The sequence below is a fragment of the Hoylesella nanceiensis DSM 19126 = JCM 15639 genome (assembly GCF_000379965.1).
Lineage (GTDB): Bacteria > Bacteroidota > Bacteroidia > Bacteroidales > Bacteroidaceae > Prevotella > Prevotella nanceiensis.
Genome location: NZ_KB904327.1, coordinates 347,172 through 371,625, shown reverse-complemented (window position 1 = coordinate 371,625; position 24,454 = coordinate 347,172). Strand labels below are relative to the sequence as shown.

Genomic DNA, 24,454 nt, shown 5'->3' with positions numbered 1-24,454 from the left:
AGGCAATGGAGTATAAAGATTATTTACAACGTTTTTTAGATAAGTTGGGCATTAAGGCTTTGAATGAAATGCAACAAGAAGCCTATAAAGCCATTAAAGATACCTCAAAAGATATAGTCATTCTTTCTCCAACAGGAACGGGAAAGACATTAGCTTATCTACTTCCTATACTTGAAAAGATAGATCTTTCGTCTGATTCTGTGCAGGTAATAGTTGTTGTTCCCAGTCGAGAATTGGCAATACAAACAACTGATATCCTTAAAAGAGCACTCAATCAGGTTCGTGCTTACGCATGTTATGGAGGTCGAGCAACTATGGATGAGCATAGAGAAATCAATAAATTAAAGCCTCAAATCATCTTTGGTACGCCTGGAAGATTAAACGATCATATTGATAAACATAACTTTGAGATAGATAATGTCAAAACACTTGTAATAGATGAGTTCGACAAATGTCTTAAAGTTGGATTTAGAAAGGAAATGACAATACTTGTAGATAGTCTTCCTTTTGTGCGTCGTCGTATTTTATTGTCTGCAACCAACTCGCCCGATTTATATCTTTTTGCTCGTAAAAACAATACCCAAGAGGTGCTTTTCCTCGATGAAGACAATCAACCAACAGATAGAATAGAGCCTTATTATATAACAAGTACTAGCAAAGATAAACTTGAAACGCTTTCAACCTTATTGAAAATGCTCGGTAATGAGAGTTCTATTGTGTTCTTAAATCATCGTGAAAGTGTTGATAGAGTGTATGAATATCTTTCTAAAGAAGGCTTTTGTGTAAGTGCTTTACATGGCGGTTTTGAGCAAAAACAACGTGAAGCGGCACTCTTTCTCTTCTCAAATAAATCAAACAATATACTTGTTTCAACCGATTTAGCATCTCGAGGACTTGACATTGCTGATGTAAATAACATCATTAACTATCATCTTCCAGATACTGAAGAAACGTTTATTCATCGTATTGGTAGAACTGCCCGATGGAATAATGTAGGTAAATACTTCTTTATCCTATCGCCAGAAGAAGCTATTCCTACTTATGTTAATGACTCACCAGCACTCTTTGAATGTGAAGAAACAAAGTCTTTAGCTCCTCAATCCGCAATGGCTACCTTATATATAGGTAAAGGAAAGAAGGATAAAATAAGCAAAGGCGACATCTTAGGCTTTTTATGTAAGAAAGGAAACCTAGGTAAAGAAGATGTAGGACGTATTGATGTTGGAGAAAGATATTGCTATGCTGCGGTATCAAGACAAAAGATTGATGCTCTTGTTGCAACGCTTAAAAATGAGAAAATAAAAGGTCTTAAGACCATAGTAGAACGAATTAAATAGAAATTATTACATCATATTGATATGGGAGTGATGAAAAAAGAAGATTTACGCATTGTTTTTATGGGTACACCAGAGTTTGCTGTAGCCACATTAGATAAGCTAGTTGAAGAGCAATTTAATGTTGTTGCAGTAGTAACGCAACCCGATAAGCCTGTAGGAAGACACGGAAGTGTGTTGCAACCTTCACCTGTAAAGACCTATGCATGTAGTAAAGGTATTCCTGTTTTGCAACCAGTAAAAATGAAAGACGAAGCTTTTCAAGAGGAGTTGCGTTCGTATAATGCCGATATTCAAGTGGTTGTAGCTTTTAGAATGTTACCTGAAAGCGTCTGGGATATGCCTCCTTATGGCACATTTAATGTGCATGCGTCACTTCTTCCGCAGTATAGAGGAGCTGCACCAATCAACTGGGCGATCATAAATGGAGAGAAAAAGACAGGTGTTACCACTTTCTTCTTAGACCATAAGATTGATACTGGTAAGATGATTCTGCAGAAAGAGTTTGATATTCCTGTGACTGCTGATGTAGAATATGTATATGAGGGCTTGATGAATTTAGGGGCACAAGCTGCAGTAGACACTCTAAATGCAGTGTTAGAATATGGAAAGGAAATCCCAACTACACCACAAAAAGAAGATGAAAATCTTCTGCCTGCTCCCAAAATCTTTAAAGAAACATGCAAAATCAATTGGAATCAATCAGATGAAAAGGTATATAATTTTGTGAGAGGACTATCTCCTTATCCTGGAGTTTGGACGCTTTTATGTAATAAAGAACAAGCTGAAGATGGAAAAGAAGAAGTCTTGAAGATTTTTAAAACATCGAGAACAGAGGAAAGTTCTAAAGAAGCTGTAGGAACAATTGTGGTAGATAAGGGTAGAATACTTGTAGCTACTACAAATAATTATTTATCTATTGAAGAATTACAGCTTGCTGGCAAGCGCAGAATGAATGCCAAAGACTTCTTAAATGGATTCAAAAATCTAGAGCAATACATCCTTAAATGATTTGCAATTTATTTGGAATTGCTTTAATAAATGATTACCTTTGTGGTATAAAAATATATAAGAAATGACTCAAAGTGAAGATATAAAAAACGCAATAGAAGTATTAAAGCGAGGTGGTTTGATACTTTATCCAACAGATACTGTATGGGGTATTGGTTGTGATGCAACTAATGAAGCTGCTGTTGCCAAAGTTTATGAATTGAAAAAACGTGCAGACTCTAAAGCAATGATTTGTTTAGTTGATTCTGATTCACGTGTTCAACGATATGTAAAGAATGTTCCTAATGTTGCATGGGACTTGATGGAACTAGCAGATAAGCCAACAACTGTAATATTAGACGATGCAGTTAACCTTGCTCCTAACTTGATTGCGGAGGACGGAAGCATTGCTATTAGAATAACAAGAGAGGCTTTTTCAAAAGAACTATGCTACCGTTTTCAAAAACCATTGGTAAGTACTAGTGCTAATATTAGCGGTGAACCAACAGCTCCAAACTATCGAGATATTGCTCAAGAGATAATAGATGGGGTTGATTATGTATGCTGGACACGTCGCCAAGAGCATAAACCTCATACACCATCTAGCATAATTAAGCTGACAAAAACAGGAGAAGTGACGATTATTCGCAAGTAAATTGCAGATGAATATAGTCTTTTAAAGGGCTAATAACAATATTCTTAGGATTCAATAGCAGTCCTTTTGAGTTGCAAAAGCATTGCAATTATATGCTAAAAGCAATCCTTTTAAAAGATAAGATTAGTCATTTGAAAACGTATCATCCTAAATATATACTCTAATACATGAAGTTGGAATAGGAGAGTTCTATTCCAATTTCTTCTTAACTTTTTTGATGTCATCAATGAAACAGTCTACAAAAGATTATAGAATAAGCGCAAAAGAAATCATAATGTGGGTACATTGCCATGTTCCCCAACGCCAACTTATCCTCATAGTTGCATTTCTTATAGGGTTATGTGCATCATTTGCAGGCTTAGTTCTTCATTGGTTGATAGAACAAATACAACATGTTTTAACCTCAAGATTTACAACCGAATCTTATAACTTGCTATATCTTGTATTCCCAGTTGTGGGTATCTTCTTTACATCCTTATTCATTAAATATGTTGTTAAAGATGATATTTCACATGGTATAACACGTGTTTTATATGCCATTTCAAGTAAACAATCCCGTCTAAAAGGTCATAATTGTTGGTCATCAGTACTTGCCTCTGCCATAACTATTGGTTTTGGAGGGTCTGTTGGAGCTGAAGCTCCCATCGTATTAACAGGTTCTGCCATTGGTTCTAACCTGGGTAGATTCTTCTATATGGACAAGAAAACACTGATGTTGCTTGTTGGTTGTGGCGCATCTGCTGCTATTGGAGGAATCTTTAAGGCTCCAATAGCAGGTATGGTCTTTACACTTGAGGTATTAATGGTAGACCTTTCGATGGCATCTATTATGCCAATCCTTATTTCTTGTGTAACAGCTACCTGCTTTACTTATATCTTTCGTGGTGGAGAATCTATGTTCTCTTTTGCTTTAGATAGTGCTTGGAGCGTCGATAGAATACCTGCAAGTGTTCTACTTGGATTATTCTGTGGAGTTATAAGCTTATATTTTATTCGCCTAATGGCTTCATGTGAAGGTATATTTGGTGAGCTAAAGAAGTATCGTTACACTCGTCTTTTGCTTGGAGGAATTATCTTAAGCTCATTAATATTCTTCTTTCCTGTGCTTTATGGAGAAGGATATAGCGCTATAAATGTATTGTTAAGTGGTAGAACAGAAGCTGATTGGAATGTGATAATGAATAACTCCTTGTTCTATGGACATGGAAACTTGCTTATAATTTATGTAGCATTAACGGTTTTAACCAAAGTATTTGCAACCTCAGCAACCAACGGAAGTGGCGGTTGTGGTGGTACTTTTGCACCTTCTTTGTTTATTGGTGCCTTTGGAGGTTTCCTCTTTTCACGCTTTTGGAACACCAATCAAATAGGCTTATATCTTCCTGAAAAGAACTTTACTCTATTGGGAATGGCAGGGGTTATTGCTGGAGTTATGCACGCACCACTAACAGGTATCTTCCTAATTGCAGAGATAACGGGCGGTTATCAGTTGTTTATGCCATTGATCATTGTGTCATTGGTGTCAGTAATGTTTATCAGTATCTTCGAGCCCCACAGCATTTATGCAATACGTTTGGCGCATCAAGGTAAATTAATTACACACCACACCGACCGCTCTGTATTAACTTTAATGAATCTAAATTCATTGATTATTAAAGATTTTGTGAAGGTTTATCCTGATATGACCTTAGGGGATTTAGTGAAAGAGATAAGTAGGAGTGACACAAGCTTTATGCCTGTTACTGACCATTCGGGTGTTTTATTGGGCGAAATAGACATAACCAAGATCAGACATCTTATGTTTAGAACAGAGTTATATCAACGTTTTACAGTAGGAAAGATTATGACTTCGCTCACAATAAGCGTGAGAGAAGATGATCCTATGGAAGAGATTATGGCAAAGTTCGATAATTCTTCGTTGAACTTTATACCTGTTGTGACACTTGATAATATTATGATTGGATATATTTCACGTACAACAGTTTATTCAATGTACCGTAAAATAGTTTCCGATTACTCATCGGATTAATTCAATCAACTAATAAAACTTACAAGAAAATATTTTATTCGTGATGATAAGGCTCACCTTTAATGATCGTACAAGCTCTGTATATCTGTTCAATAAAGATGAGTCTTATCATTTGATGTGAGAAAGTCATCTTAGAAAGAGACAACTTTTCATTCGCCCTTTCATATACTTTGGGTGAGAATCCATAAGGACCTCCAATGACAAAGACTAGCTTTCGGGTGTGAATTTGTTTTTGTTCTATCCATTCTGCGAACTCAATACTGCGGAAACTCTTACCATGTTCATCTAACAATACAACATGATCAGAAGGTTGAATCATCTTTAATATCATCTCACCTTCTTTCTCTTTCTGTACATCTTCACTCATATTCTTGGTGTCTTTAATATTAGGTATGGTTGTAATACCAAACGACATGTAGTGAGAAATGCGCTTGTTGTAGTCTTCTATACAAGCAATAATGTGCTTATCTACGGTTTTTCCGATAACAATAAGTTCGCTTTTCATTTATAGAATGATATTATGAATATGGTTATTGATTCTCTTTTTTATCCTCTTCGCGAATAGAATACTCGTCTTTTCTTTTAGGATTCATAGGGAACCAACCTTTTTCTACACGCTTCTTTTGATCGAAGATTTCTCCAATAGACCATAATAATGACGCACCAAGTACCCCAAATAGAGAAGAGATAAATACATCTTCAATGAAAAGAGCTGCACATACAGATAATATTCCTGTTACTAAAAATACCCACCAGAGTTTTGTTCCAAAGTAATATTCTACTTTAATGACAATAGGGTGGAACACTCCTATGATAATAAATGTACTAATTGCGATGAGAACACCTTTATAATAAAATTCCATTTCTTTCTGTTACCTTTGTTATTTTGAATGGTGCAAAAATACGAAAAAAGACTTGTAATAATGCTATAAGTATGAATAAAAATGATTATCTTTGCTACAATAAGAATTAAAAAACGACAATTAATAAATTACATACGATTATGGAAAATAACCAAGAACTAATTATTTCTTGCGAAAACAAAGCAAAAGAGTGGTTGTCTTCTTCTTTTAATGAAGAAACAAGAAAAGAAGTGCAAGCTATGCTTGATAATTCTGACAAGACAGAACTAATAGATAGCTTCTATAAAGACCTTGAATTCGGTACAGGAGGATTGCGTGGTATCATGGGAGCAGGTTCTAATAGAATGAATATCTATACTGTTGGAATGGCAACTCAAGGCTTTGCTAATTATCTTAAGAAGTCTTTTGCAAATAAAGAAACTATCTCTGTTGTTGTTGGTCATGATTGTCGTAACAATAGTAGATTGTTTGCTGAGACCGTTGCAGCTATCTTTTCTGCCAATGGAATAAAGGTTTATCTATTTGATGACTTGCGTCCTACACCTGAAGTGTCATTCGCAATTCGTGAATTGAAATGTCAAGGAGGTGTGAATCTAACAGCAAGTCACAATCCAAAAGAATACAATGGCTACAAAGCTTACTGGGATGATGGTGCTCAGGTGCTTGCTCCTCACGATAAAGGTATCATCGATGAGGTAGAAAAAGTGAAGATTGAAGATGTTAAATTCAATGCAAATAACGACCTAATCCAAATCATTGGTAAGGAAATTGATGATCTTTACTTAGATAGAATCAAGACTTTAAGTATCGATCCTGCAGTTATTGAACGTCATAAAGACCTTAAAATTGTTTATACTCCATTACATGGTGCAGGACGAACTCTTATTCCTGAAAGCTTAAAGAGATGGGGATTTGAAAAGGTTTACACTGTAAAAGAGCAAATGGTGAAAGACGGAAACTTTCCAACAGTTGTAAGTCCTAACCCTGAAAATGGTGAAGCTCTAACTCTAGCGCTACGTGATGCAAAAGAAATTGATGCCGACATCGTTATGGCATCAGACCCAGATGCAGACCGAGTAGGTATGGCTTGTAAAAATGATAAGGGTGAATGGGTACTTATCAATGGTAACCAAACATGTCTTATCTTCCTTTATTACATCATTACCAACAGAATAAAGACAGGCAAGATGCAGCCTAACGACTTCATTGTGAAAACTATTGTAACAACAGAACTTATCAAGAAGATTGCTGATAAGAACAATGTTGAGATGATAGACTGCTTCACTGGCTTCAAATGGATTGCTAGAGAGATTAGGGAATTCGAAGGAGTTAAACAATATATTGGCGGTGGTGAAGAGAGTTATGGATTCATGGCAGAAGACTTTGTGCGTGATAAAGATGCTGTTTCTGCAATGTGTTTGCTCGCAGAAATTTGCGCATACGCTAAAGATCAAGGTAAGACTCTATACGACTTGCTAATGGAAATATACCTAGAATATGGCTTCTCACACGAATTTACAGTAAATGTTGTTCGTCCTGGAAAGACTGGTGCTGATGAAATTAAGCAAATGATGGAGAACTTTAGAAACAATCCTCCAAAGCAACTTGGTGATTCTCCAATCGTAATTACAAAAGATTTCCTTAAGCTAGAACAAACAGATGCTAATGGAAATGTTACAAAATTAGAGATGCCAGATACAAGTAACGTTCTACAATGGTTCTGTGAGAATGGTGATAAGGTAAGTGTTCGTCCTTCAGGAACTGAACCTAAGATTAAATTCTACTTCGAAGTAAAAGGCGAAATGAAATGCGCAGGTTGTTATGAACGTTGCGTAAAAGAAGCACTTGAAAAGATTGAAGAGTTTAAAAAAGAACTTTCTTTAGACTAATCTCATCATAATCAGTTAGTATTAAAGATATTTTTAGGTCTAGTGTTTGATGCCTTTTAAGGAGTAGAACACTAGACTTTTTATTTGATCCTGCCTCCATTCCAATCATTACAATAGGAGAGCAGGGGCTGAGATTATTCTTCTTTGTAGCGAAAAGCATTGACATAATAATTTAATTGCACTCTTTTTATTAGGCAATTCCAATACTTTTATATATTAATCTCATTGTTTTCATTTTACAGCTTTTATTTAAATAAAACAATACCTTCCTCTATTTTGATTAGATAAGCTTAGTATGAACTTCTATTATAGTGTATTATACATATTTATAATGCTCAATAATAAAGCAATAGAAGTAGTAGAAGAGTATAAAAAGTGAATACTATCACTAATTCAATATAGGTATAATAAGTGGCGATAACAATGAACCTATCAGCTTATAAACAAAAAAAGGACTATATCAAAGCGATATAGTCCTTTATATTTTATTGAAATACTTTTATCCGCAGAAGAAAAGTACAATTAATTGTGCTGTAAATATTCTGAGGAACATAGTTAATGGATACACGGTTGAGTAACCAATAGATGCTGCTTCTCTGCTGCTAATTTGGTTTGCGTACGCCAAAGCAGGTGGGTCAGTGTATGTTCCTGCAAGCATTCCCATAATGGTGAAATAATTAAACTTGAATTTCATTCGAGCAATTGTTCCTATAATTAAGATAGGAATAATGGTAATAATGAAACCAGTGTAAACATATTTCAATCCATCTCCTTGTACAACAGTATCCCAGAAGTGTGCCCCTGCCTTAATACCAACGCATGCAAGGAATAGAACCAAACCAATCTCTCGCAACATCATATTTGCAGATGTAGTGGTGTAGGATACAAGTTTGAATTTATATCCAAAGCGACCAATGAGAATAGAGATGATTAGTGGACCTCCAGCAATACCTAACTTAAGAGGAACGGGCATATTTGGAAGGCTGATTGGAATACTTCCGAAGATGATACCAACAACAATTCCAATAAAGATTGTTGCAATATTTGGTGCATCTAGGTGGCGGGTAGAGTTACCAACCAATGAGCTTACACGATTTACGTTGTCTTCTGGACCTACAACCATAATTCTATCACCAATTTGGAAACGGTGATCTCTTGTTGCGAACAAGTCTATTCCTTGACGAGTAATACGTGTTACGTTTACTCCGTAGATGCTAGAAAGATTCAAACGACCAAGAGTTTTACCATTAATAGAAGGATTTGTTACAATTAATCTTCTTGAAATCAGTGGTTGAGCTTGAGGCTCTTCTTTCCATTGAGCTTCAATTTCAGGGCCAATAAAAGCTTGAATAGCTTCATAATCTCCTTCTGCACACACGATAAGAACTTCATCTTCTAAGTTGAAAATGGTTTCTTGATTAGGAATAATAATTGTTCCATTTTGTAACATTCTAGTACAAACCATTTCACGATTCAAGAACTCAGATATTTGTTTAAGGGTTCTTCCTACGATGAAAGAGTTACGTACTTTTAAGTACATTTGGTGTGGTTTAGCATGTGGATTCTCTGCTTCTGCCTCTGCAAGTTGTTTGTCTTCTTTCTCAAGATTGATCTTACAGATGTAGCGAACTGCAATAGTTGCTCCAATGATACCAAGTACTCCAAGAGGATAAGCACAAGCATAACCACTTGCAATCATTGGTCGTGTGGCCTCATTAGGGAACACAGACACCAAAGCTTCATTGGCAGCACCAAGTCCAGGAGTGTTAGTTACAGCTCCAAAGAGTGTTCCTACCATCATTGGAAGGTTGTGTGGGTTAGATGTATCGAAGAAAAGATAATAACAACCAAACATCACTAAGATGTTTAGAAGAATCGTTACTGTCGATAACATATTTAAGGTTACTCCTCCTTTTCTAAAACTTTCGAAGAAACCAGGCCCCACCTGTAGACCAATACAGAATACAAATAGAATCAAACCGAAGTCTTGTACAAAAGTAAGAATTGGTATGGGAGCAGTGAACCCAATGTGTCCTGCAATGATACCAGTAAAAAGTACAAATGTAACACCAAGCGAAATACCTGCAATTTTTATTTTACCTAATAATACTCCGATAGAGATTACTAAAGCAAATAATAATGCAATGTGGGCAACAGACTCAGTGTTATTAAATAGATAGTCTAACCATTTCATTGTCAAAAATTATTAATTATTTATTTAGTAGCTTCTTGCAATGATGACACGGTATTTAGATGGCTTACCAGAAACCATGTCTACACCTTCTGTTTGTTCGTAAGCAAAGGGCACACAACGAATAGTTGCTTGTGTATCTTCTTTGATTTTAGCTTCTGTTTCGGCTGTACCGTCCCAGTGACAAAGGAAGAAACCGCCTTCTTTTACTTTTTCTTTAAACTCTTCATAGTTCTCACATTCATAGACTCTTTCATCTCTATACTTGCGAGCTTTCTCAAAGATATTGTCTTGGATCTGATCTAATAGCTGTATAATGTGTTCTGCAATTCCGTCTAATGAAACAGTTTCTTTTTCAAGAGTATCACGTCTCATGATTTCAACAGTATTGCTTTCAAGGTCTCTTCCACCCATAACTAGACGAACAGGAACACCCTTTAACTCATAATCAGCAAACTTGAATCCAGGACGTTTGTTATCACTATCATCGAATTTAACGCTAATACCACTTTCTCTTAGCTTAGAAATAACTGGTTGAAGCTTTTCTGTGATAGCAGATAATTGTTCTTCTCCCTTTGCAATAGGAATGATAACAACCTGAATAGGAGCAAGCTTTGGAGGAAGAACCAAACCATTGTCATCGCTATGAGTCATAATTAAAGCACCAATAAGACGTGTAGATACACCCCAAGATGTAGCCCATACGTATTCTGCTTTATTCTCTTTATTCAAGAATGTTACGTCAAATGATTTTGCAAAGTTTTGTCCTAAAAAGTGAGATGTACCACTTTGAAGTGCTTTTCCATCTTGCATCATAGCCTCGATAGTATATGTATCAAGTGCACCTGCAAACTTTTCGCTTTCACTTTTTACGCCTTGAAGAACAGGAACTGCCATCCATTTTTCTGCAAATGTTGCATAAACACCTAACATCTTACGTGCTTCTTCAACTGCTTCTTCTTTTGTTGCGTGAGCAGTATGACCTTCTTGCCACAAAAATTCAGATGTTCTTAAGAATGGACGGGTACGCATTTCCCATCTCATTACATTACACCATTGGTTGCACATCAAAGGAAGATCTCTCCAAGATTTAATCCAATTCTTGTAAGTGTTCCATATAATGGTTTCAGATGTAGGACGAATGATAAGTTCTTCTTCTAATCTTGCAGATGGATCAACAACTACTCCTGCACCACTATCGCTGTTCTTTAGACGGTAGTGAGTAACAACTGCACATTCTTTCGCAAATCCTTCAACGTGTTCTGCTTCTCTACTTAAGAATGATTTAGGAATAAGTAGAGGGAAATATGCATTTTGGGCACCCGTTTCTTTAAACATTTTGTCGAGTTGTTGTTGCATTTTCTCCCAAATAGCATATCCATATGGCTTAATAACCATACAACCTCTAACAGCTGATTGTTCAGCTAAATCAGCCTTAATGACAAGATCATTAAACCACTGACTATAATTCTCAGCTCTTTTAGTGAGTTCTTTTAGTTCCTTTGGCATAAGTTATTTCTATATTATTGTATTGTTTAATTTGGCTGCAAAAGTACAAAAAAATGTTGGTAAATAAATGGGTTGTGATAAAAAAGAATTACCTTTGCAATGAGTTATATTAATTTTACAGGTAAATTATGAAGAAAGTAAAGGTAATAACACTTGGTATGTGTTGTTTAACAGTACTAAGTTGTCAGACAAAACAAGGAACTGGTGCCCTTATTGGTACAGGTGGTGGTGCCGTTTTAGGTGCTATTATTGGAAAGATTGCAGGTAACACAGCTGTTGGAGCCGCTATTGGTGGAGCTGTAGGAGCAGGTGCTGGCGCAATAATTGGCCGTCACATGGATAAGGTTGCCAAAGAAACTGCATCAAAAGTAAAAACTGCAAAGGTTGAAGAAATTACAGATGCGAACGGCTTAAAGGCTGTTAAAGTGACATTTGATAGTGGAATTTTATTCCCAACAAACAAGGCAGTGTTAAGCCAAACAAGTAAGAATGACCTTGCAAAGTTTGCAACTATATTGAAAGATAACAGAGATTGTCATGTTGATATCTATGGACATACAGACTCTACAGGTAACGATGGAATCAATATTCCTTTGAGTAACAGTCGTGCTCGTAGTGTTGTTAACTACTTAGAGTCATGTGGTGTAACAGGATCTCAATTCAAAAACATCCAAGGTAAAGGTAGTTCAGAGCCAGTTGCTAGCAACTCTACAGCTAGTGGACGTCAACAAAACCGTCGTGTTGAAGTGTATTTATATGCAAGTCAAGCAATGGTTAATGCTGCCAACAATGGTACTTTAAGATAAGAAGAGAAGAAACTTATTATAAAAGCATTAAAAATGGGGAGCACCATAGCGAGTGCTCCTCTTTTATTATTATGAGATTATTACGAAAAATTATACGTTGGACACTCGCTTTGTTCTTTGGAAGTAGTATTCTTGCAGTGGTTTTATATCGTTTTATGCCCGTATATATCACCCCGTTGATGATTATACGCTACATACAACATTCTGGAGACGATGAAGGAGCAGGCATACATCATTCTTGGGTGCCTCTTTCTGAGATGTCAAAGTACATGCCTGTCGCTGTTATTGCAAGTGAAGATCAGCGTTTTATGAAGCATCATGGATTTGATTATGATGCTATTGAGAAGGCTGCAATACACAATATGAAGAAGAATGGCAAGAAGTTGGGAGCAAGTACCATATCTCAACAAACTGCAAAGAATCTATTTCTTTGGCCTGGTCGTTCGTGGATAAGAAAAGGATTTGAAGTGTATTTCACTGCATTAATTGAGCTAATGTGGAGCAAACAGCGTATAATGGAAGTGTATCTCAATTCTATTGAAATGGGAAAAGGTATTTATGGAGTTAGTGCAGTTGCTAAATACCATTTCGAAGCCAATGCAAATGAGCTAACAAGAAGTGACTGTGCTCTTATAGCAGCAACGCTTCCCAATCCTATTAAGTTTAATAGTGCTCATCCAAGTGCATATATTCGTAAGCGACAAAAACAGATTTTAGTTCAAATGAGACATGTTCCTTTGATGCCAAAAGAAGGAGAAGACCCTAAATAAAAACTGTTATTATTCATAATTTGAACTTTTCTTGAAACCAAAAATAATATATAAGAGAATGAATCTTTTGAATGAATTAAATGAAAAGCAAAGAGATGCGGTTGAATATCTATCAGGACCACAACTGGTTATAGCAGGAGCTGGATCTGGAAAAACACGTGTTCTAACCTATAAAATTGCGTATTTGATAGAAAAAGGCTTTATGCCTTGGACCATCTTGGCTTTGACTTTCACCAATAAAGCTGCTAATGAAATGAAAGAAAGAATAGCAACTTTAGTGGGAGAGCAGTCTGCCCGTCAATTACAAATGGGTACTTTTCATTCTATTTTTTCACGAATTCTTCGAAGTGAAGCTGCTTCAATAGGTTATCAACGTAACTTTACGATCTATGATGAAAGTGATTCACGCTCGTTAATTAAAACAATCGTGAAAGAACTTCAATTAGATGATAAAACTTATAAGCCCGCAAGCATATCTTCAAGAATAAGTATGGCCAAGAATATGCTCATCTCTTCGGAGCAATATACATCAGATTCAGAACTTATTGAACGAGATAAAAGAGATAATATTCCATTGGTGCACAGTATCTATAAGGTTTATACTCAACGATGTCTTAATGCCAATTGCATGGATTTTGACGACCTACTAATGAACACTTATAGGTTATTTAAGGAGCATGAAGCAATCAGACAAAAGTATGCGAACCTTTTTTCTTATATCTTAGTAGACGAGTATCAAGATACCAACTCAGTGCAACAACAGATTGTTAGCTTGTTAACCAAAGAGAAACAACATATTTGTGTTGTTGGAGATGATGCACAAAGTATATATGGCTTCCGTGGTGCTAACATAGATAATATACTAAATTTTCAGAAAGTTTATCCCGATTCAAAACTCTTTAAACTTGAACAAAACTATCGTTCAACACAGAATATCGTTCAAGCAGCAAACGGATTAATTAAATATAATAAACATCAAATCCCCAAAGATGTTTATAGTATGCAAGAAGAAGGGGAGAAACTCGTAGTAAAAGAAGCTGCCTCAGATAGAGAAGAAGCCTCTATCGTTTGTAGAGATATTAATAAAATACGACGTAAATTTGACGAAGAATATAAAGATTTTGCCATTTTATATCGTACAAATTCGCAGAGCAGAGCTTTTGAAGATGAACTAAGAAAGATGCAAATTCCATACGTTATTTATGGAGGACTCAGCTTTTATCAACGCAAGGAAATAAAAGATGTCATTGCATATTTTCGACTTGTGGTTAATCCTTCTGACGAAGAAGCCTTAAGAAGAATTATTAATTATCCTACTCGAGGCATTGGAAACACTACAATTCAAAAGGTTATTGATGCAGCTCGTTTACATAATGTAAGCCTATGGAAAGTAATTTCTTCACCTACAAAATACAATGTATCGCTCAACAAGGGTACAATAACAAAACTTTCGGGATTTGTTGACTTAATAAAAGGTTTTATAGAGCAACTTGATAAGAAAGATGCTTTTGTATTAGGAATGCAGATTATAAAAGAAAGTGGAATTACAGCAGACATCTTTTCGAGTACAGATGTTGAAGGATTGTCACGCCAAGAGAATATACAAGAATTCATTAATAGTCTTCAAGAGTTTGTAGATGCTCGTAAAGAAGAAGGAGAGGGTGCTTCAATAGGATTACCAGATTTCTTGCAACAGGTTGCTTTATTATCTGATTCAGATTCAAGTGACGATACAGACAATAAGGTTTCGTTGATGACAATACATGCTTCAAAAGGATTAGAATATCCCAATATCTTCATTGTAGGATTGGAAGAGAACATCTTTCCCAGTCCGATGATGTGCGATTCTTTGCGTAAGTTAGAAGAAGAAAGACGTCTTTTATATGTTGCTATCACACGAGCAGAGAAGCGTTGTACTATTACTTTTGCTAAAAATAGATATCGTTTTGGTAATGTGGAGTTTAACAATAGAAGTAGATTTGTAGAAGAATTGGATAAAAAACATATCGAATTTGATGATAATAGCAATGCTTTTAGCTCATTAAAGCATAGCTCTTACAATGCAATGTCAATGCAAAATAATTCGAGAATGAATGCTCAAAATAGTCACCCAGTGGCTTCTCAGTTTATGGCAGATGCAAAACCACGTATTGTTGGACTACGAAAACCTGAACCAAAGGTTGATCCTTTCTCAGAAAGATTTAAACAACGATTGGTAAAAGAGGGTGGAAGACTAGTTAAAGTGAATCGTCTTATCAATCCAACAAACGCAGAAACAAAGGTTGAAAGTACATCTACTTCGGCAGGAGAATTGAACATTGGAGCAATAATTGAGCATCAACGATTTGGCAAAGGAAAGGTTTTACAATTAGAAGGAACAGGTGAAAATGCTAAAGCAACAGTAGAGTTTGCGAATATAGGCACCAAACAATTGCTACTTAAGTTTGCCAAATTCACCATCATAGGCTAATCTTTTTACTTTCATTCTATTGGTTTAAGATTGTAAAGACTAATAGAAAAACCATGAATAATAGTATAAGAAAAGTAGAAATAACTTTCTTTTAGGTGAAAGTTTATAGCTACAAATACTTATACTATTAAAATAATTTGCTATATTTGCATTATTGTGTGCTGGTGAAAGCATTTGTTTTCAATCTGCATTGTACAAACTTCTACATCATTTAATAAGCATAAAACAAAAAAGTCTATGAAAAGTTTCTTCAAATCAGTACTTGCCACCATTACGGGACTAATCATTTTTAGCGTTATTGCATTCATTTTGTTTACAATTTCTTTAGCGGGAATGGTGGCTTCGTCTAGTTCTAAGGTGTCAATTAAAAAGAATACTGTACTTGTACTCAATCTTTCAGGCACAATAGAAGAACAAACTAAGGAGAATATATTAGGACAAATAACAGGTAATACTGTGAATTCTTTAGGCTTAGACCAGCTTCTTTCAGCTATTCAAAAGGCTAAAGATAATGATGATATAAAAGGTATTTATATTGAAGCAGGCTTACTAAGCTCAGGTTATGCCACTCTTCAAGAAGTAAGAAACGCTCTTCTTGACTTTAGAAACTCAGGAAAATGGATTGTAGCTTATGGAGATGAATACACTCAAGGAGCCTATTATGTAGCTTCAGTTGCTAATAAAGTACTTATAAATCCAGAAGGAATGCTCGACTGGCATGGTCTTGCTGCTCAGCCAATGTTTATAAAAGAGGCTGTTGCTAAAGTGGGAGTGAGATACAATGTTATAAAGGTAGGTAAGTATAAGAGTGCGACTGAGATGTATACCGAAGACCAAATGAGTGATGCAAACAAAGAGCAAGTAGGCCGTTTCCTCAATGGAACATGGCAAGTTTTATGCCAATCTGTTGCAAAAAGTAGAGGGGTAGAGGTAGACTCACTAAATGCTTATGCAGATAGACTCATTGCTTTAGAGGCAGCAACACAGCTATTATCTTATAAACTTGTTGATGGGCTTGTTTATACCGACCAAATTAAGCCTATTATTAATAAATTATTGGGACAAGAATCCACAGATGTTATTAATCAAGTAGGTATTTCTGATATGCAGCAAGTAGAGAATTCAACAGGTGATAAGAATGAAATTGCTGTGTATTATGCTCAAGGAACAATTACACAAAACCAGGCTGCAGGACTTTTTGCACAAGGAAATGATATTGTTAGTCAGACAATGTGCACCGATTTAGAGAAACTTATGAATAACGATGACGTAAAAGCTGTTGTTATACGCATTAACTCTGGCGGTGGTGATGCATATGCTTCAGAACAAATATGGCATCAAGTTACAGAATTAAAAGCAAAGAAACCTGTTGTTATTTCTATGGGTGACTATGCGGCTTCGGGTGCATATTACTTAAGTTGTAATGCTAATTGGATTATAGCTCAGCCCACAACACTAACAGGAAGTATTGGCATTTTCGGCGTTATTCCCGACTTTAGCGGTTTGGTTAATGGTAAACTAGGCGTGAAGTTTGATGAAATACAAACAAATAAGAATAGTTCTTTTGGTAACGTTTTTGCTCGTCCTTTAAATCAAGATGAGGTAAAATACTTAACAGCAAAGATACAACGAGGATATTCTTTGTTTAGAAAAAGAGTGGCAGATGGCCGTCGTTTAACCATTGATCAAGTGGAAGAGATTGCACAAGGACATGTATGGTTGGGCTCTGATGCACTTAAAATTCATTTAGTTGACCAACTTGGAGGTTTAAATGAAGCTGTTGCTAAGGCTGCACAGCTAGCAAAACTAAGCAATTATAGTACAAACAACTATCCTGCAAAAGCCTCTTGGTTGGATATGTTCAAGGAAGAAGGAGGACGAAATAGCTATATTGACGAGCAATTACGTTTGACTTTAGGCGACTTGTACGAACCTCTTGCTATGGTAAGAGTGGCAAAACAACGCCAAATGATGCAGGCTCAACTTCCTTATGTTTTAAATATTAAATAGTCAGAACTATGAGAATCGAAGGTGATTTTATAAAGATAAACGATTGGCTTTTGCCTTTTAGTTGGTTATATGGGCTTGCAGTTCGATTCAGAAATCAACTATTTGAAATAGGTATACTTAAAAGTAAAACCTATAAGATACCTATTATATCTATTGGAAATATAACAGTGGGTGGCGCAGGCAAAACACCTCACGTTGAATATCTTGTCCGTTTACTTAAAGATCAAGTGAAGGTGGCTGTGTTATCTCGTGGCTATAAGCGTAAAAGCAAAGGATTTAAGCTTGCAACCAAAGACTCTTCTATATTTGAAATAGGTGACGAACCATTCCAAATGAAAGAGAAATATCCAGATGTTTATGTCGCTGTAGATAAGAATAGGTGTAATGGTATTGATCGACTTACAAGTGATGAGGAGACAAAAGACACTGATGTTATTCTTTTAGACGATGCGTTTCAACATCGATATGTGAAACCTGGTATCAATATTCTGCTGATTGATTATCATAGATTGATTATATATGATAAGCTATTGCCCGCAGGACGACTAAGAGAACCACAAGAAGGAAAGTCGAGAGCGGACATTGTTATTATAACAAAGTGTCCCAAAGACCTTAAACCTATGGAGTTTAGAGTGCTTACAAAGGCTATGGATCTTTATCCATATCAAAGTTTATTCTTTACAACAATCGACTATTGCGACTTAAAACTATTGTTTAAAGACAAGCAGCAACCTCTCAGTTCAATAACAAACGACACCAATGTGTTGTTATTAACAGGTATTGCTTCGCCTAAACAAATAATTGTTGACTTGCAACAGTACACCAATAAAATTACATCTCTATCGTATAGAGATCATCATCAGTTTACTGATAAAGACTTACAAGAGGTGATAGCGACCTATAAGAGTATGCCTTCACCTAAAATGATTATAACAACTGAGAAAGATGCAACACGATTAAAGCACCTGGAATCAGAATTAACTGAGTTGAAAGATTCGTTATACGTATTGCCAATTACGGTATCTTTTATGCTCGATCAACAAGAATTATTTAACAACAAAATAACAAGTTATGTACGAAAAAATTCAAGAAACAGCATCTTGGCTAAAAGAAAGGATGACAACAAGTCCAAAGACAGCAATAATATTGGGAACAGGACTAGGACAATTAGCTTCAGAAATAACTGATGCTTATAGTTTTTCATATAACGATATACCTAACTTCCCTGTCTCAACTGTAGAAGGACACGCTGGAAGACTTATCTTTGGTAAACTAGGTGGCAAAGATATTATGGCCATGGAGGGTAGATTTCATTATTATGAAGGATACTCAATGAAAGAAGTTACCTTCCCTCAAAGAGTAATGCATGAACTTGGTATCGAGACTCTTTTTGTGTCAAATGCAGCTGGAGGTATGAATCCTGAGTTCCAAATTGGTGACCTTATGGTGATAACAGACCATATAAACTTCTTCCCCGAACATCCTTTAAGAGGAAAGAACTTCCCAACTGGTCCTCGTTTCCCAGATATGCATGAAGCTTATAACAAAGGACTTATCGAATTAGCAAATAGCATTGCTAAGGAAAAGGACATTCGTTTGGTTCATGGTGTCTACATGGGTGTAAGCGGACCAACATTTGAAACTCCTGCAGAATATCGTGCCTTCTATCGCTTAGGTGCTGATGCTGTGGGTATGAGTACCGTTCCTGAGGTGATTGTTGCATGCCACAGCGGTATTAAAGTGTTTGGTATGAGTATTATTACTGACCTTGGATTGGAAGGAACTGCTGTTGAAGTGAGTCATGAAGAAGTGCAAATTGCTGCAAACAAGGCTCAACCTTTGATGACAGAGATTATGCGTGAGATGATTCGTCGCTCATAATCTGTTGATATTCTATTATACAAAAGAAAGTCGAACTATAAGATATAAAAACAAGAACCAGCCCCAAGTGATTAAGTATTATAATCTATTTAGAGGTTGGTTCTTTTCCCTATTCATAATAAAAGGCAATAATTTCTCTTTGTATAACAGTTCATTATAAAATAATTAAGTAATTGAATTAATGACAGATATTTCAAAACTTGGTGAGTTTGGATTAATCAATCACCTAACAAAAGATATAAAACCGCAAAACGAATCAACTCTTTATGGTATTGGAGACGATTGTGCGGTGTTGCATTATCCATCTAGGGAGGTACTTGTTTCTACTGACATGTTGATGGAAGGCGTTCATTTTGACCTTACTTATATAGATCTTCAGCACCTTGGATACAAGTCGGCAATGGTTAATATCAGTGATATCTTCGCAATGAATGGTACTCCAAAGCAGATAACAGTAAGCATAGCACTTAGTAAGCGTTTTACAGTTGAAGACTTAGAGATGTTTTATAGCGGTGTAAGAGCAGCATGTGAAAAGTGGAATGTAGATATCGTTGGTGGTGATACTACTTCTTCTTATACAGGTTTAGCTATCAGTATCACTTGCATTGGTGAAGCTAAAAAAGAAGACATAGTATATAGAAACGGAGCAAAAGATACCGACTTGATTTGCGTTTCTGGCGATCTTGGTGCTGCATATATGGGACTTCAGTTGCTAGAAAGAGAAAAAGTGGTTTACTATCAACAAGTAGACGAAGCAAGAAAGAACAACAATCAACGTATGCTTGACGAGCTTCGTAACTTTCAACCCGATTTTGCTGGTAAAGAATATCTATTGCAACGACAGTTACAAACTGAGGCTAGGGGAGATATTATTAAGCAATTAAAAGAAGAAAATATCCGTCCTACTGCAATGATTGATATTTCTGATGGCTTGAGCAGCGAACTAATTCATATCTGTAAGCAGAGTAATTGCGGCTGTAGAGTATATGAAAAAAATATTCCTATCGACTATCAAACAGCTATAATGGCAGAGGAGTTGAATATGAATGTTACAACTTGTGCTCTAAATGGTGGTGAAGATTATGAACTCTTGTTTACTGTTCCCATTGGAGACCATGAGAAAATAAACAATATGCAGAATGTAAAAATTATTGGACATATCACAAAACCTGAGTTAGGTATGCAACTTGTTACACGAGATAATAATGAGTTTGAATTGAAAGCGCAAGGTTGGAATCCAATAAAAGACTAATAGCCTTTTTATATTTAAATAGATATTGGCAGTCTATATTTCGTTTATGCGAGATATTAGACTGCTTTTTTATATATCCTTATTTATTAGGGAATAGTTTATTTTCAATGCTATTCTATTTCTTTTTCACTGCTTTTATCTGCTAAAAGGATTGCTATTATACCTCAATATCATTGCTTTTGCTATTCTATTTTCTTGTTCTTTGCTTTCATTCATACTCTAACTTAATCTTTTATGTAGTTTTTCTGGTATAAAATAATTCTATTTTAATCAAAATCATCTATCTTTGTTAGTAGATATTGCAATAAATTACTTTGCATATATTCATATACTATCAAAATAATAGATCAATTATTTGACCTAAAAGATAATTTTATATTGAACTTTAAAAGAACATAATACAATGCAGGTGCATCTAAAATGGTTAGAATTCTAAAAGTTTGATATATACAATTGCTTGTTATGTAAAAAATATGTCACCAGCTATTTTAGAGGAGAGAAATTGTGTCGTCTATATGAATAATCTTGGCATTGATCGGTCTCAAGACCATGATACAGCACGAGCGAGGTCGTGTAAGTATTTTGTTCCTAATGTCGAAGAAAAGAATAAATGCTTAAAGGAAATTCAAGAGAATAAGACTTATTCAATAACTGAATTAGAAAATCTTATTTAAATATTCACCTTTTTATTGTATATTTGTACATAATAAAGAAACAATATTAGAGTAACACACTCTATAAAAGAACTGTTCTACCTCACAAATAATTGAGACAATGCTGAAAAAACTGCTTTATAAGATAAATAGTGGAAAGAATTCTAAGCTCAAATACTATGTATTGAGTGTTTATAGGGAGCTTTTCCCAAAATGTTTGCTTCGCCCATTCTTAGCAAAGAAGCTAGAGAAAATTAGAAAAAGAGACGATTATGAGTATCTTATGTCTCGGGCAAACTACTATTGTCGTTTAGAAAGTCCAGCGCAATATGATAAAGAGCAATGGCTAAAAGAGTCTGTAGAAGTGGGCAAACAACCTATGACAGGACAAAAAGTGTTCTATTATGATGCGATGAAGTATGCCCGTTGGTTTTCTAAAACACTTCATTGGATATTGCTACCTGGTGATATTTATAGAGATGAACCTTTACCTTGTGTGGCTAAAAGTAGACTACTACATGCTAAAAACGCCAACATCACACTCTTTAATATGGATTATGTTCGTCATTTTATCTTTGTGAATGATCATATTCCGTTTAGTGAAAAAGAGAACAAAGTGATATTTAGAGGAGGTATTTCTCGTCGAAACGACCAGCGTTTACACTTTGTTAAGACTTTCTTTAATCACCCTTTATTTGATATCAAGGTAAGAGATAAAGCCTATCCTGAATGGTGGGGAGAAAAAATAAGTATTCAAGCACATCTACATTGCAAGTTCATTATGGCGTTAGAGGGTAACGATGTAGCTAGTAATTTAAAGTGGGTTATGTCTTCAAACTCTATTGCTGTGATGCCAAAGCCCACTTGCGAGACTTGGTTTATGGAGGGAACGCTCATTCCAAACTATCATTATATAGAGGTGAAAGATGACCTATCTGACCTTGAAGAGCGTATTAATTACTATATTGAGCATACAGATGAAGCTGAAGCAATAGTGAAACATGCACACGAATATGTGGAAATATTCAAAAATAAAGGCCGAGAAGATGCTATTGCTCTGCTCACTTTAGACAAATACTTTAAGGCTGTTAATCCTTAAATATTGATTAAAGGGGGTTACAAGAGTATAATATACTTTGTACAGACTTTCGATGCAACATAAAACAATTTCTGGTTTACTCACACATAAGTAAACCAGAAAATATCGATAAGCTCTAAATACAATTGCATTAAAGCCCTATATCAGTTATTTCTTTGCCTCAATCCAGCCTAAATAACCAGTATTTAGTTCTATGATTTTATACCCTTTAGCTGCTAAAATGTTAGCTGCCTTCTTGCTTCTCTTACCACTTCGACAATAAAGAGCTATTTTCTTATCCTTTGGTAAGACAGATATAGCATTACTTTCAAAGTTATCTTGTAACACATCTATGTTGATTGCATTTCCAATATGTGCTTCTTCATACTCCTCTGGTGTACGAACATCTAGAAGCACAACTGTTGTATCTGCAATTACTTTTGCAAACGTAGCAACATCTACACTCTCGAATTTGTTGGATTGCGCATTACAACTAAACAATCCAAATATAGTACTTAGTATACTCATCATCAATATCTTTTTCATACTTTAATATGTTATTATATTCTTTTATTCCATGCTTCAAGACACTTTACTACCTTTACCACTTGAATGATAATGGAATTTTATCTATGTAACAGTTTATTTCCCGATGCAAAAATGCTTAAATATGTTACCAAGAACTTCGTTTGAAGTAATAACACCACCTGTAATTTCGGCAAGGAAGATGAGACATTGGCGAAGATCTTCGCTTAAAAGATCGCCACTCAAGTCGTTGTCAATGCCTTCAATCACTCGTTCTATACTTTCTTGAGCTCTTATCAGTGCTTCATAGTGACGTGCATTGGTTACAATAACGTCATTTTCATGGATATCAGGAATGTCTGCTGCGGCATAAATAGTTTCTTCAAGACAATCAATATTCTCTTTAAATTTAGCTGATATCGATACTATTGAAACTGAGTTGTCAACTTCTTCACTAGGGAAGGCTAGATGTTTCTCATCAGACTTATTGCAAACAATGATAAGTTTTTTATCTATCGTTTGCTTTTTCATCTCTGCAAGTTCCTCTTTTGTAGGAATTTCATCAACAACCCACAATATGATTATAGCTTCCAACAATTTCTTGTAGGTTCGTTCAATACCTAAATTTTCAACCGTATCATCTGTATTTCTGATACCTGCAGTATCGATAAATCTAAACGTAATATTGTTTATCTCGATGGTATCTTCGATTACATCTCGTGTCGTTCCATGTATATCACTAACAATTGCTCGTTCTTCTTTGAGCAAACAATTTAATAATGTACTTTTACCAACATTCGTTTTACCAATAATTGCAACAGAAATACCATTCTTAATGGCTTGTCCTGTTTCAAAAGACTTAGCTAAAGTCTTAATTTTCTTATTGATTTGCTGAGCTAATTCTGCCAACTCTTCTCTGTCTGCAAAGGTTACATCTTGATCACTAAAGTCGAGTTCAAGTTCTATTAATGAAGTTATTTTCAATAATTTATTTCTCAACTCTGCCAATTCTGAAGAGAAATGGCCACGCAATTGCCCTAAAGCTAGTTGATGGGTAGCTTTATTAGTTGATGCAATAAGGTCGGCTACAGCTTCTGCCTGACTCAAGTCCATCTTGCCATTCAAGAACGAACGTTGTGTAAATTCACCAGGAAGAGCCTGTCTGCAACCGCTTTTAATAAGAATTTGGAGGATTGTATTTAAGATATATGTTGATCCATGACACGATATTTCAACGGTATTTTCGCCTGTATAGCTATGAGGAGCACGAAAAATAGAAACCAGAACTTCATCTATAATGTTTCCCTCTTCGTCTTTAATGTTACCAAAGATAATGCGCTGAGCAGCTACTTCCTCAAGTTTTTTACCCGAAGCAGCTTCAAAACATTTTGCAACATTATTAATAGCATCTTCTCCAGAGATACGAATTACCCCAATAGCTCCACCTTGAGCGGTGGCAAGTGCACATATAGTGTCGTTATTGTTCATTTTATATATCTTAAAATTAGAACGATTCTTTCTGCTCTTTTTATTCAAATAAGAAATAAAC

General features: G+C 35.5%; 19 protein-coding genes. 13 read left to right on the top strand and 6 right to left on the bottom strand.

Translation table 11 applies throughout. The features are described from left to right. Positions 1–5: 5 nt before the first annotated feature. The 4 genes from A3GM_RS0101590 to A3GM_RS0101575 all read left to right on the top strand — a co-directional run bounded on the left by A3GM_RS0101590 (position 6) and on the right by A3GM_RS0101575 (position 5,008). Positions 6–1,337 (top strand): DEAD/DEAH box helicase, encoded by a 1,332-nt coding sequence (locus tag A3GM_RS0101590; protein WP_026216084.1) that lies wholly within the window; start codon positions 6–8, stop codon positions 1,335–1,337. Positions 1,338–1,367: 30 nt separating this feature from the next. Beyond that, a complete protein-coding gene (fmt, locus tag A3GM_RS0101585; protein WP_025829714.1) occupies positions 1,368–2,345 on the top strand; it encodes a methionyl-tRNA formyltransferase in 978 nt (325 codons plus the stop codon). 64 nt (positions 2,346–2,409) lie between these two features. Then, positions 2,410–2,979, top strand: a complete 570-nt coding sequence (locus A3GM_RS0101580; RefSeq protein ID WP_018361630.1) for an L-threonylcarbamoyladenylate synthase — start codon at positions 2,410–2,412, stop codon at positions 2,977–2,979. A 226-nt stretch (positions 2,980–3,205) separates the two neighbouring features. Continuing rightward, on the top strand, positions 3,206–5,008 hold the full coding sequence (locus A3GM_RS0101575; protein WP_025829715.1) for a chloride channel protein: 1,803 nt from the start codon (positions 3,206–3,208) through the stop codon (positions 5,006–5,008). A gap of 34 nt (positions 5,009–5,042) precedes the next feature. Here the strand turns inward: A3GM_RS0101575 and rlmH are convergent, their stop codons facing one another. Both rlmH and A3GM_RS0101565 read right to left on the bottom strand, forming a co-directional pair. Beyond that, positions 5,043–5,513: a 23S rRNA (pseudouridine(1915)-N(3))-methyltransferase RlmH gene (rlmH, locus tag A3GM_RS0101570; RefSeq protein ID WP_018361628.1), complete on the bottom strand. Its 471-nt coding sequence runs from the start codon at positions 5,511–5,513 to the stop codon at positions 5,043–5,045. A gap of 25 nt (positions 5,514–5,538) precedes the next feature. Then, positions 5,539–5,871 (bottom strand): DUF4491 family protein, encoded by a 333-nt coding sequence (locus tag A3GM_RS0101565; RefSeq protein ID WP_018361627.1) that lies wholly within the window; start codon positions 5,869–5,871, stop codon positions 5,539–5,541. 140 nt (positions 5,872–6,011) lie between these two features. Between A3GM_RS0101565 and A3GM_RS0101560 the strand changes: the two genes are divergently transcribed. Beyond that, entirely contained in the window at positions 6,012–7,760 is a 1,749-nt protein-coding gene (locus A3GM_RS0101560) for a phospho-sugar mutase (RefSeq protein WP_018361626.1), read from the top strand. A gap of 499 nt (positions 7,761–8,259) precedes the next feature. Here the strand turns inward: A3GM_RS0101560 and A3GM_RS0101550 are convergent, their stop codons facing one another. Beyond that, positions 8,260–9,954, bottom strand: coding sequence for a putative transporter (locus A3GM_RS0101550; protein ID WP_018361624.1), 1,695 nt, complete (start codon positions 9,952–9,954; stop codon positions 8,260–8,262). 24 nt (positions 9,955–9,978) lie between these two features. After that, complete coding sequence (proS, locus tag A3GM_RS0101545; RefSeq protein WP_018361623.1) at positions 9,979–11,460, bottom strand: proline--tRNA ligase; 1,482 nt, start codon at positions 11,458–11,460, stop codon at positions 9,979–9,981. A gap of 128 nt (positions 11,461–11,588) precedes the next feature. Here proS and A3GM_RS0101540 point away from each other — a divergent pair, with 128 nt between their 5' ends. The 8 genes from A3GM_RS0101540 (at position 11,589) to A3GM_RS0101500 (ending at position 22,401) form a co-directional block, all read left to right on the top strand. Further along, entirely contained in the window at positions 11,589–12,266 is a 678-nt protein-coding gene (locus tag A3GM_RS0101540) for a YiaD family glycine zipper/OmpA-like lipoprotein (protein ID WP_025829716.1), read from the top strand. A 71-nt stretch (positions 12,267–12,337) separates the two neighbouring features. Beyond that, the gene (gene mtgA / locus A3GM_RS0101535; protein WP_018361621.1) at positions 12,338–13,036 is read left to right on the top strand and encodes a monofunctional biosynthetic peptidoglycan transglycosylase; all 699 of its coding nucleotides are present in this window, start codon (positions 12,338–12,340) and stop codon (positions 13,034–13,036) included. A gap of 58 nt (positions 13,037–13,094) precedes the next feature. After that, positions 13,095–15,506, top strand: a complete 2,412-nt coding sequence (locus A3GM_RS0101530; RefSeq protein ID WP_018361620.1) for an ATP-dependent helicase — start codon at positions 13,095–13,097, stop codon at positions 15,504–15,506. A gap of 237 nt (positions 15,507–15,743) precedes the next feature. Next, on the top strand, positions 15,744–17,516 hold the full coding sequence (gene sppA / locus A3GM_RS0101525; RefSeq protein WP_018361619.1) for a signal peptide peptidase SppA: 1,773 nt from the start codon (positions 15,744–15,746) through the stop codon (positions 17,514–17,516). Between the two features lie 8 nt (positions 17,517–17,524). Next, complete coding sequence (lpxK, locus tag A3GM_RS0101520; protein ID WP_018361618.1) at positions 17,525–18,703, top strand: tetraacyldisaccharide 4'-kinase; 1,179 nt, start codon at positions 17,525–17,527, stop codon at positions 18,701–18,703. Beyond that, positions 18,588–19,397 carry a purine-nucleoside phosphorylase gene (locus tag A3GM_RS0101515; RefSeq protein ID WP_081614681.1) on the top strand — a complete coding sequence of 270 codons (810 nt, stop codon included), beginning with the start codon at positions 18,588–18,590 and terminating at the stop codon, positions 19,395–19,397. The genes lpxK and A3GM_RS0101515 overlap by 116 nt, the downstream gene beginning before the upstream one ends. 181 nt (positions 19,398–19,578) lie before the next feature. After that, positions 19,579–20,649 (top strand): thiamine-phosphate kinase, encoded by a 1,071-nt coding sequence (gene thiL / locus A3GM_RS0101510; RefSeq protein WP_018361616.1) that lies wholly within the window; start codon positions 19,579–19,581, stop codon positions 20,647–20,649. Positions 20,650–21,423: 774 nt separating this feature from the next. Continuing rightward, on the top strand, positions 21,424–22,401 hold the full coding sequence (locus tag A3GM_RS0101500; protein WP_018361614.1) for a glycosyl transferase family 90: 978 nt from the start codon (positions 21,424–21,426) through the stop codon (positions 22,399–22,401). Positions 22,402–22,548: 147 nt separating this feature from the next. On the opposite strand, the gene A3GM_RS0101495 is transcribed toward A3GM_RS0101500, so the two are convergent. Next, complete coding sequence (locus tag A3GM_RS0101495; RefSeq protein WP_018361613.1) at positions 22,549–22,926, bottom strand: rhodanese-like domain-containing protein; 378 nt, start codon at positions 22,924–22,926, stop codon at positions 22,549–22,551. 96 nt (positions 22,927–23,022) lie between these two features. Next, the gene (mnmE, locus tag A3GM_RS0101490; protein WP_018361612.1) at positions 23,023–24,393 is read right to left on the bottom strand and encodes a tRNA uridine-5-carboxymethylaminomethyl(34) synthesis GTPase MnmE; all 1,371 of its coding nucleotides are present in this window, start codon (positions 24,391–24,393) and stop codon (positions 23,023–23,025) included. Between the last annotated feature and the right edge of the window lie 61 nt (positions 24,394–24,454).

Bases quoted from the DNA above. Each gene is read 5' to 3' on its own strand.
- A3GM_RS0101495 (WP_018361613.1), bottom strand. From the start codon at position 22,926: ATGAAAAAGATATTGATGATGAGTATACTAAGTACTATATTTGGATTG.
- sppA (WP_018361619.1), top strand. From the start codon at position 15,744: ATGAAAAGTTTCTTCAAATCAGTACTTGCCACCATTACGGGACTAATC.
- A3GM_RS0101500 (WP_018361614.1), top strand. From the start codon at position 21,424: ATGCTGAAAAAACTGCTTTATAAGATAAATAGTGGAAAGAATTCTAAG.
- rlmH (WP_018361628.1), bottom strand. From the start codon at position 5,513: ATGAAAAGCGAACTTATTGTTATCGGAAAAACCGTAGATAAGCACATT.
- proS (WP_018361623.1), bottom strand. From the start codon at position 11,460: ATGCCAAAGGAACTAAAAGAACTCACTAAAAGAGCTGAGAATTATAGT.
- thiL (WP_018361616.1), top strand. From the start codon at position 19,579: ATGACAGATATTTCAAAACTTGGTGAGTTTGGATTAATCAATCACCTA.
- A3GM_RS0101590 (WP_026216084.1), top strand. From the start codon at position 6: ATGGAGTATAAAGATTATTTACAACGTTTTTTAGATAAGTTGGGCATT.
- fmt (WP_025829714.1), top strand. From the start codon at position 1,368: ATGAAAAAAGAAGATTTACGCATTGTTTTTATGGGTACACCAGAGTTT.
- A3GM_RS0101580 (WP_018361630.1), top strand. From the start codon at position 2,410: ATGACTCAAAGTGAAGATATAAAAAACGCAATAGAAGTATTAAAGCGA.
- lpxK (WP_018361618.1), top strand. From the start codon at position 17,525: ATGAGAATCGAAGGTGATTTTATAAAGATAAACGATTGGCTTTTGCCT.
- A3GM_RS0101540 (WP_025829716.1), top strand. From the start codon at position 11,589: ATGAAGAAAGTAAAGGTAATAACACTTGGTATGTGTTGTTTAACAGTA.
- A3GM_RS0101575 (WP_025829715.1), top strand. From the start codon at position 3,206: ATGAAACAGTCTACAAAAGATTATAGAATAAGCGCAAAAGAAATCATA.
- mtgA (WP_018361621.1), top strand. From the start codon at position 12,338: ATGAGATTATTACGAAAAATTATACGTTGGACACTCGCTTTGTTCTTT.
- mnmE (WP_018361612.1), bottom strand. From the start codon at position 24,393: ATGAACAATAACGACACTATATGTGCACTTGCCACCGCTCAAGGTGGA.
- A3GM_RS0101530 (WP_018361620.1), top strand. From the start codon at position 13,095: ATGAATCTTTTGAATGAATTAAATGAAAAGCAAAGAGATGCGGTTGAA.
- A3GM_RS0101550 (WP_018361624.1), bottom strand. From the start codon at position 9,954: ATGAAATGGTTAGACTATCTATTTAATAACACTGAGTCTGTTGCCCAC.
- A3GM_RS0101560 (WP_018361626.1), top strand. From the start codon at position 6,012: ATGGAAAATAACCAAGAACTAATTATTTCTTGCGAAAACAAAGCAAAA.
- A3GM_RS0101515 (WP_081614681.1), top strand. From the start codon at position 18,588: ATGTACGAAAAAATTCAAGAAACAGCATCTTGGCTAAAAGAAAGGATG.
- A3GM_RS0101565 (WP_018361627.1), bottom strand. From the start codon at position 5,871: ATGGAATTTTATTATAAAGGTGTTCTCATCGCAATTAGTACATTTATT.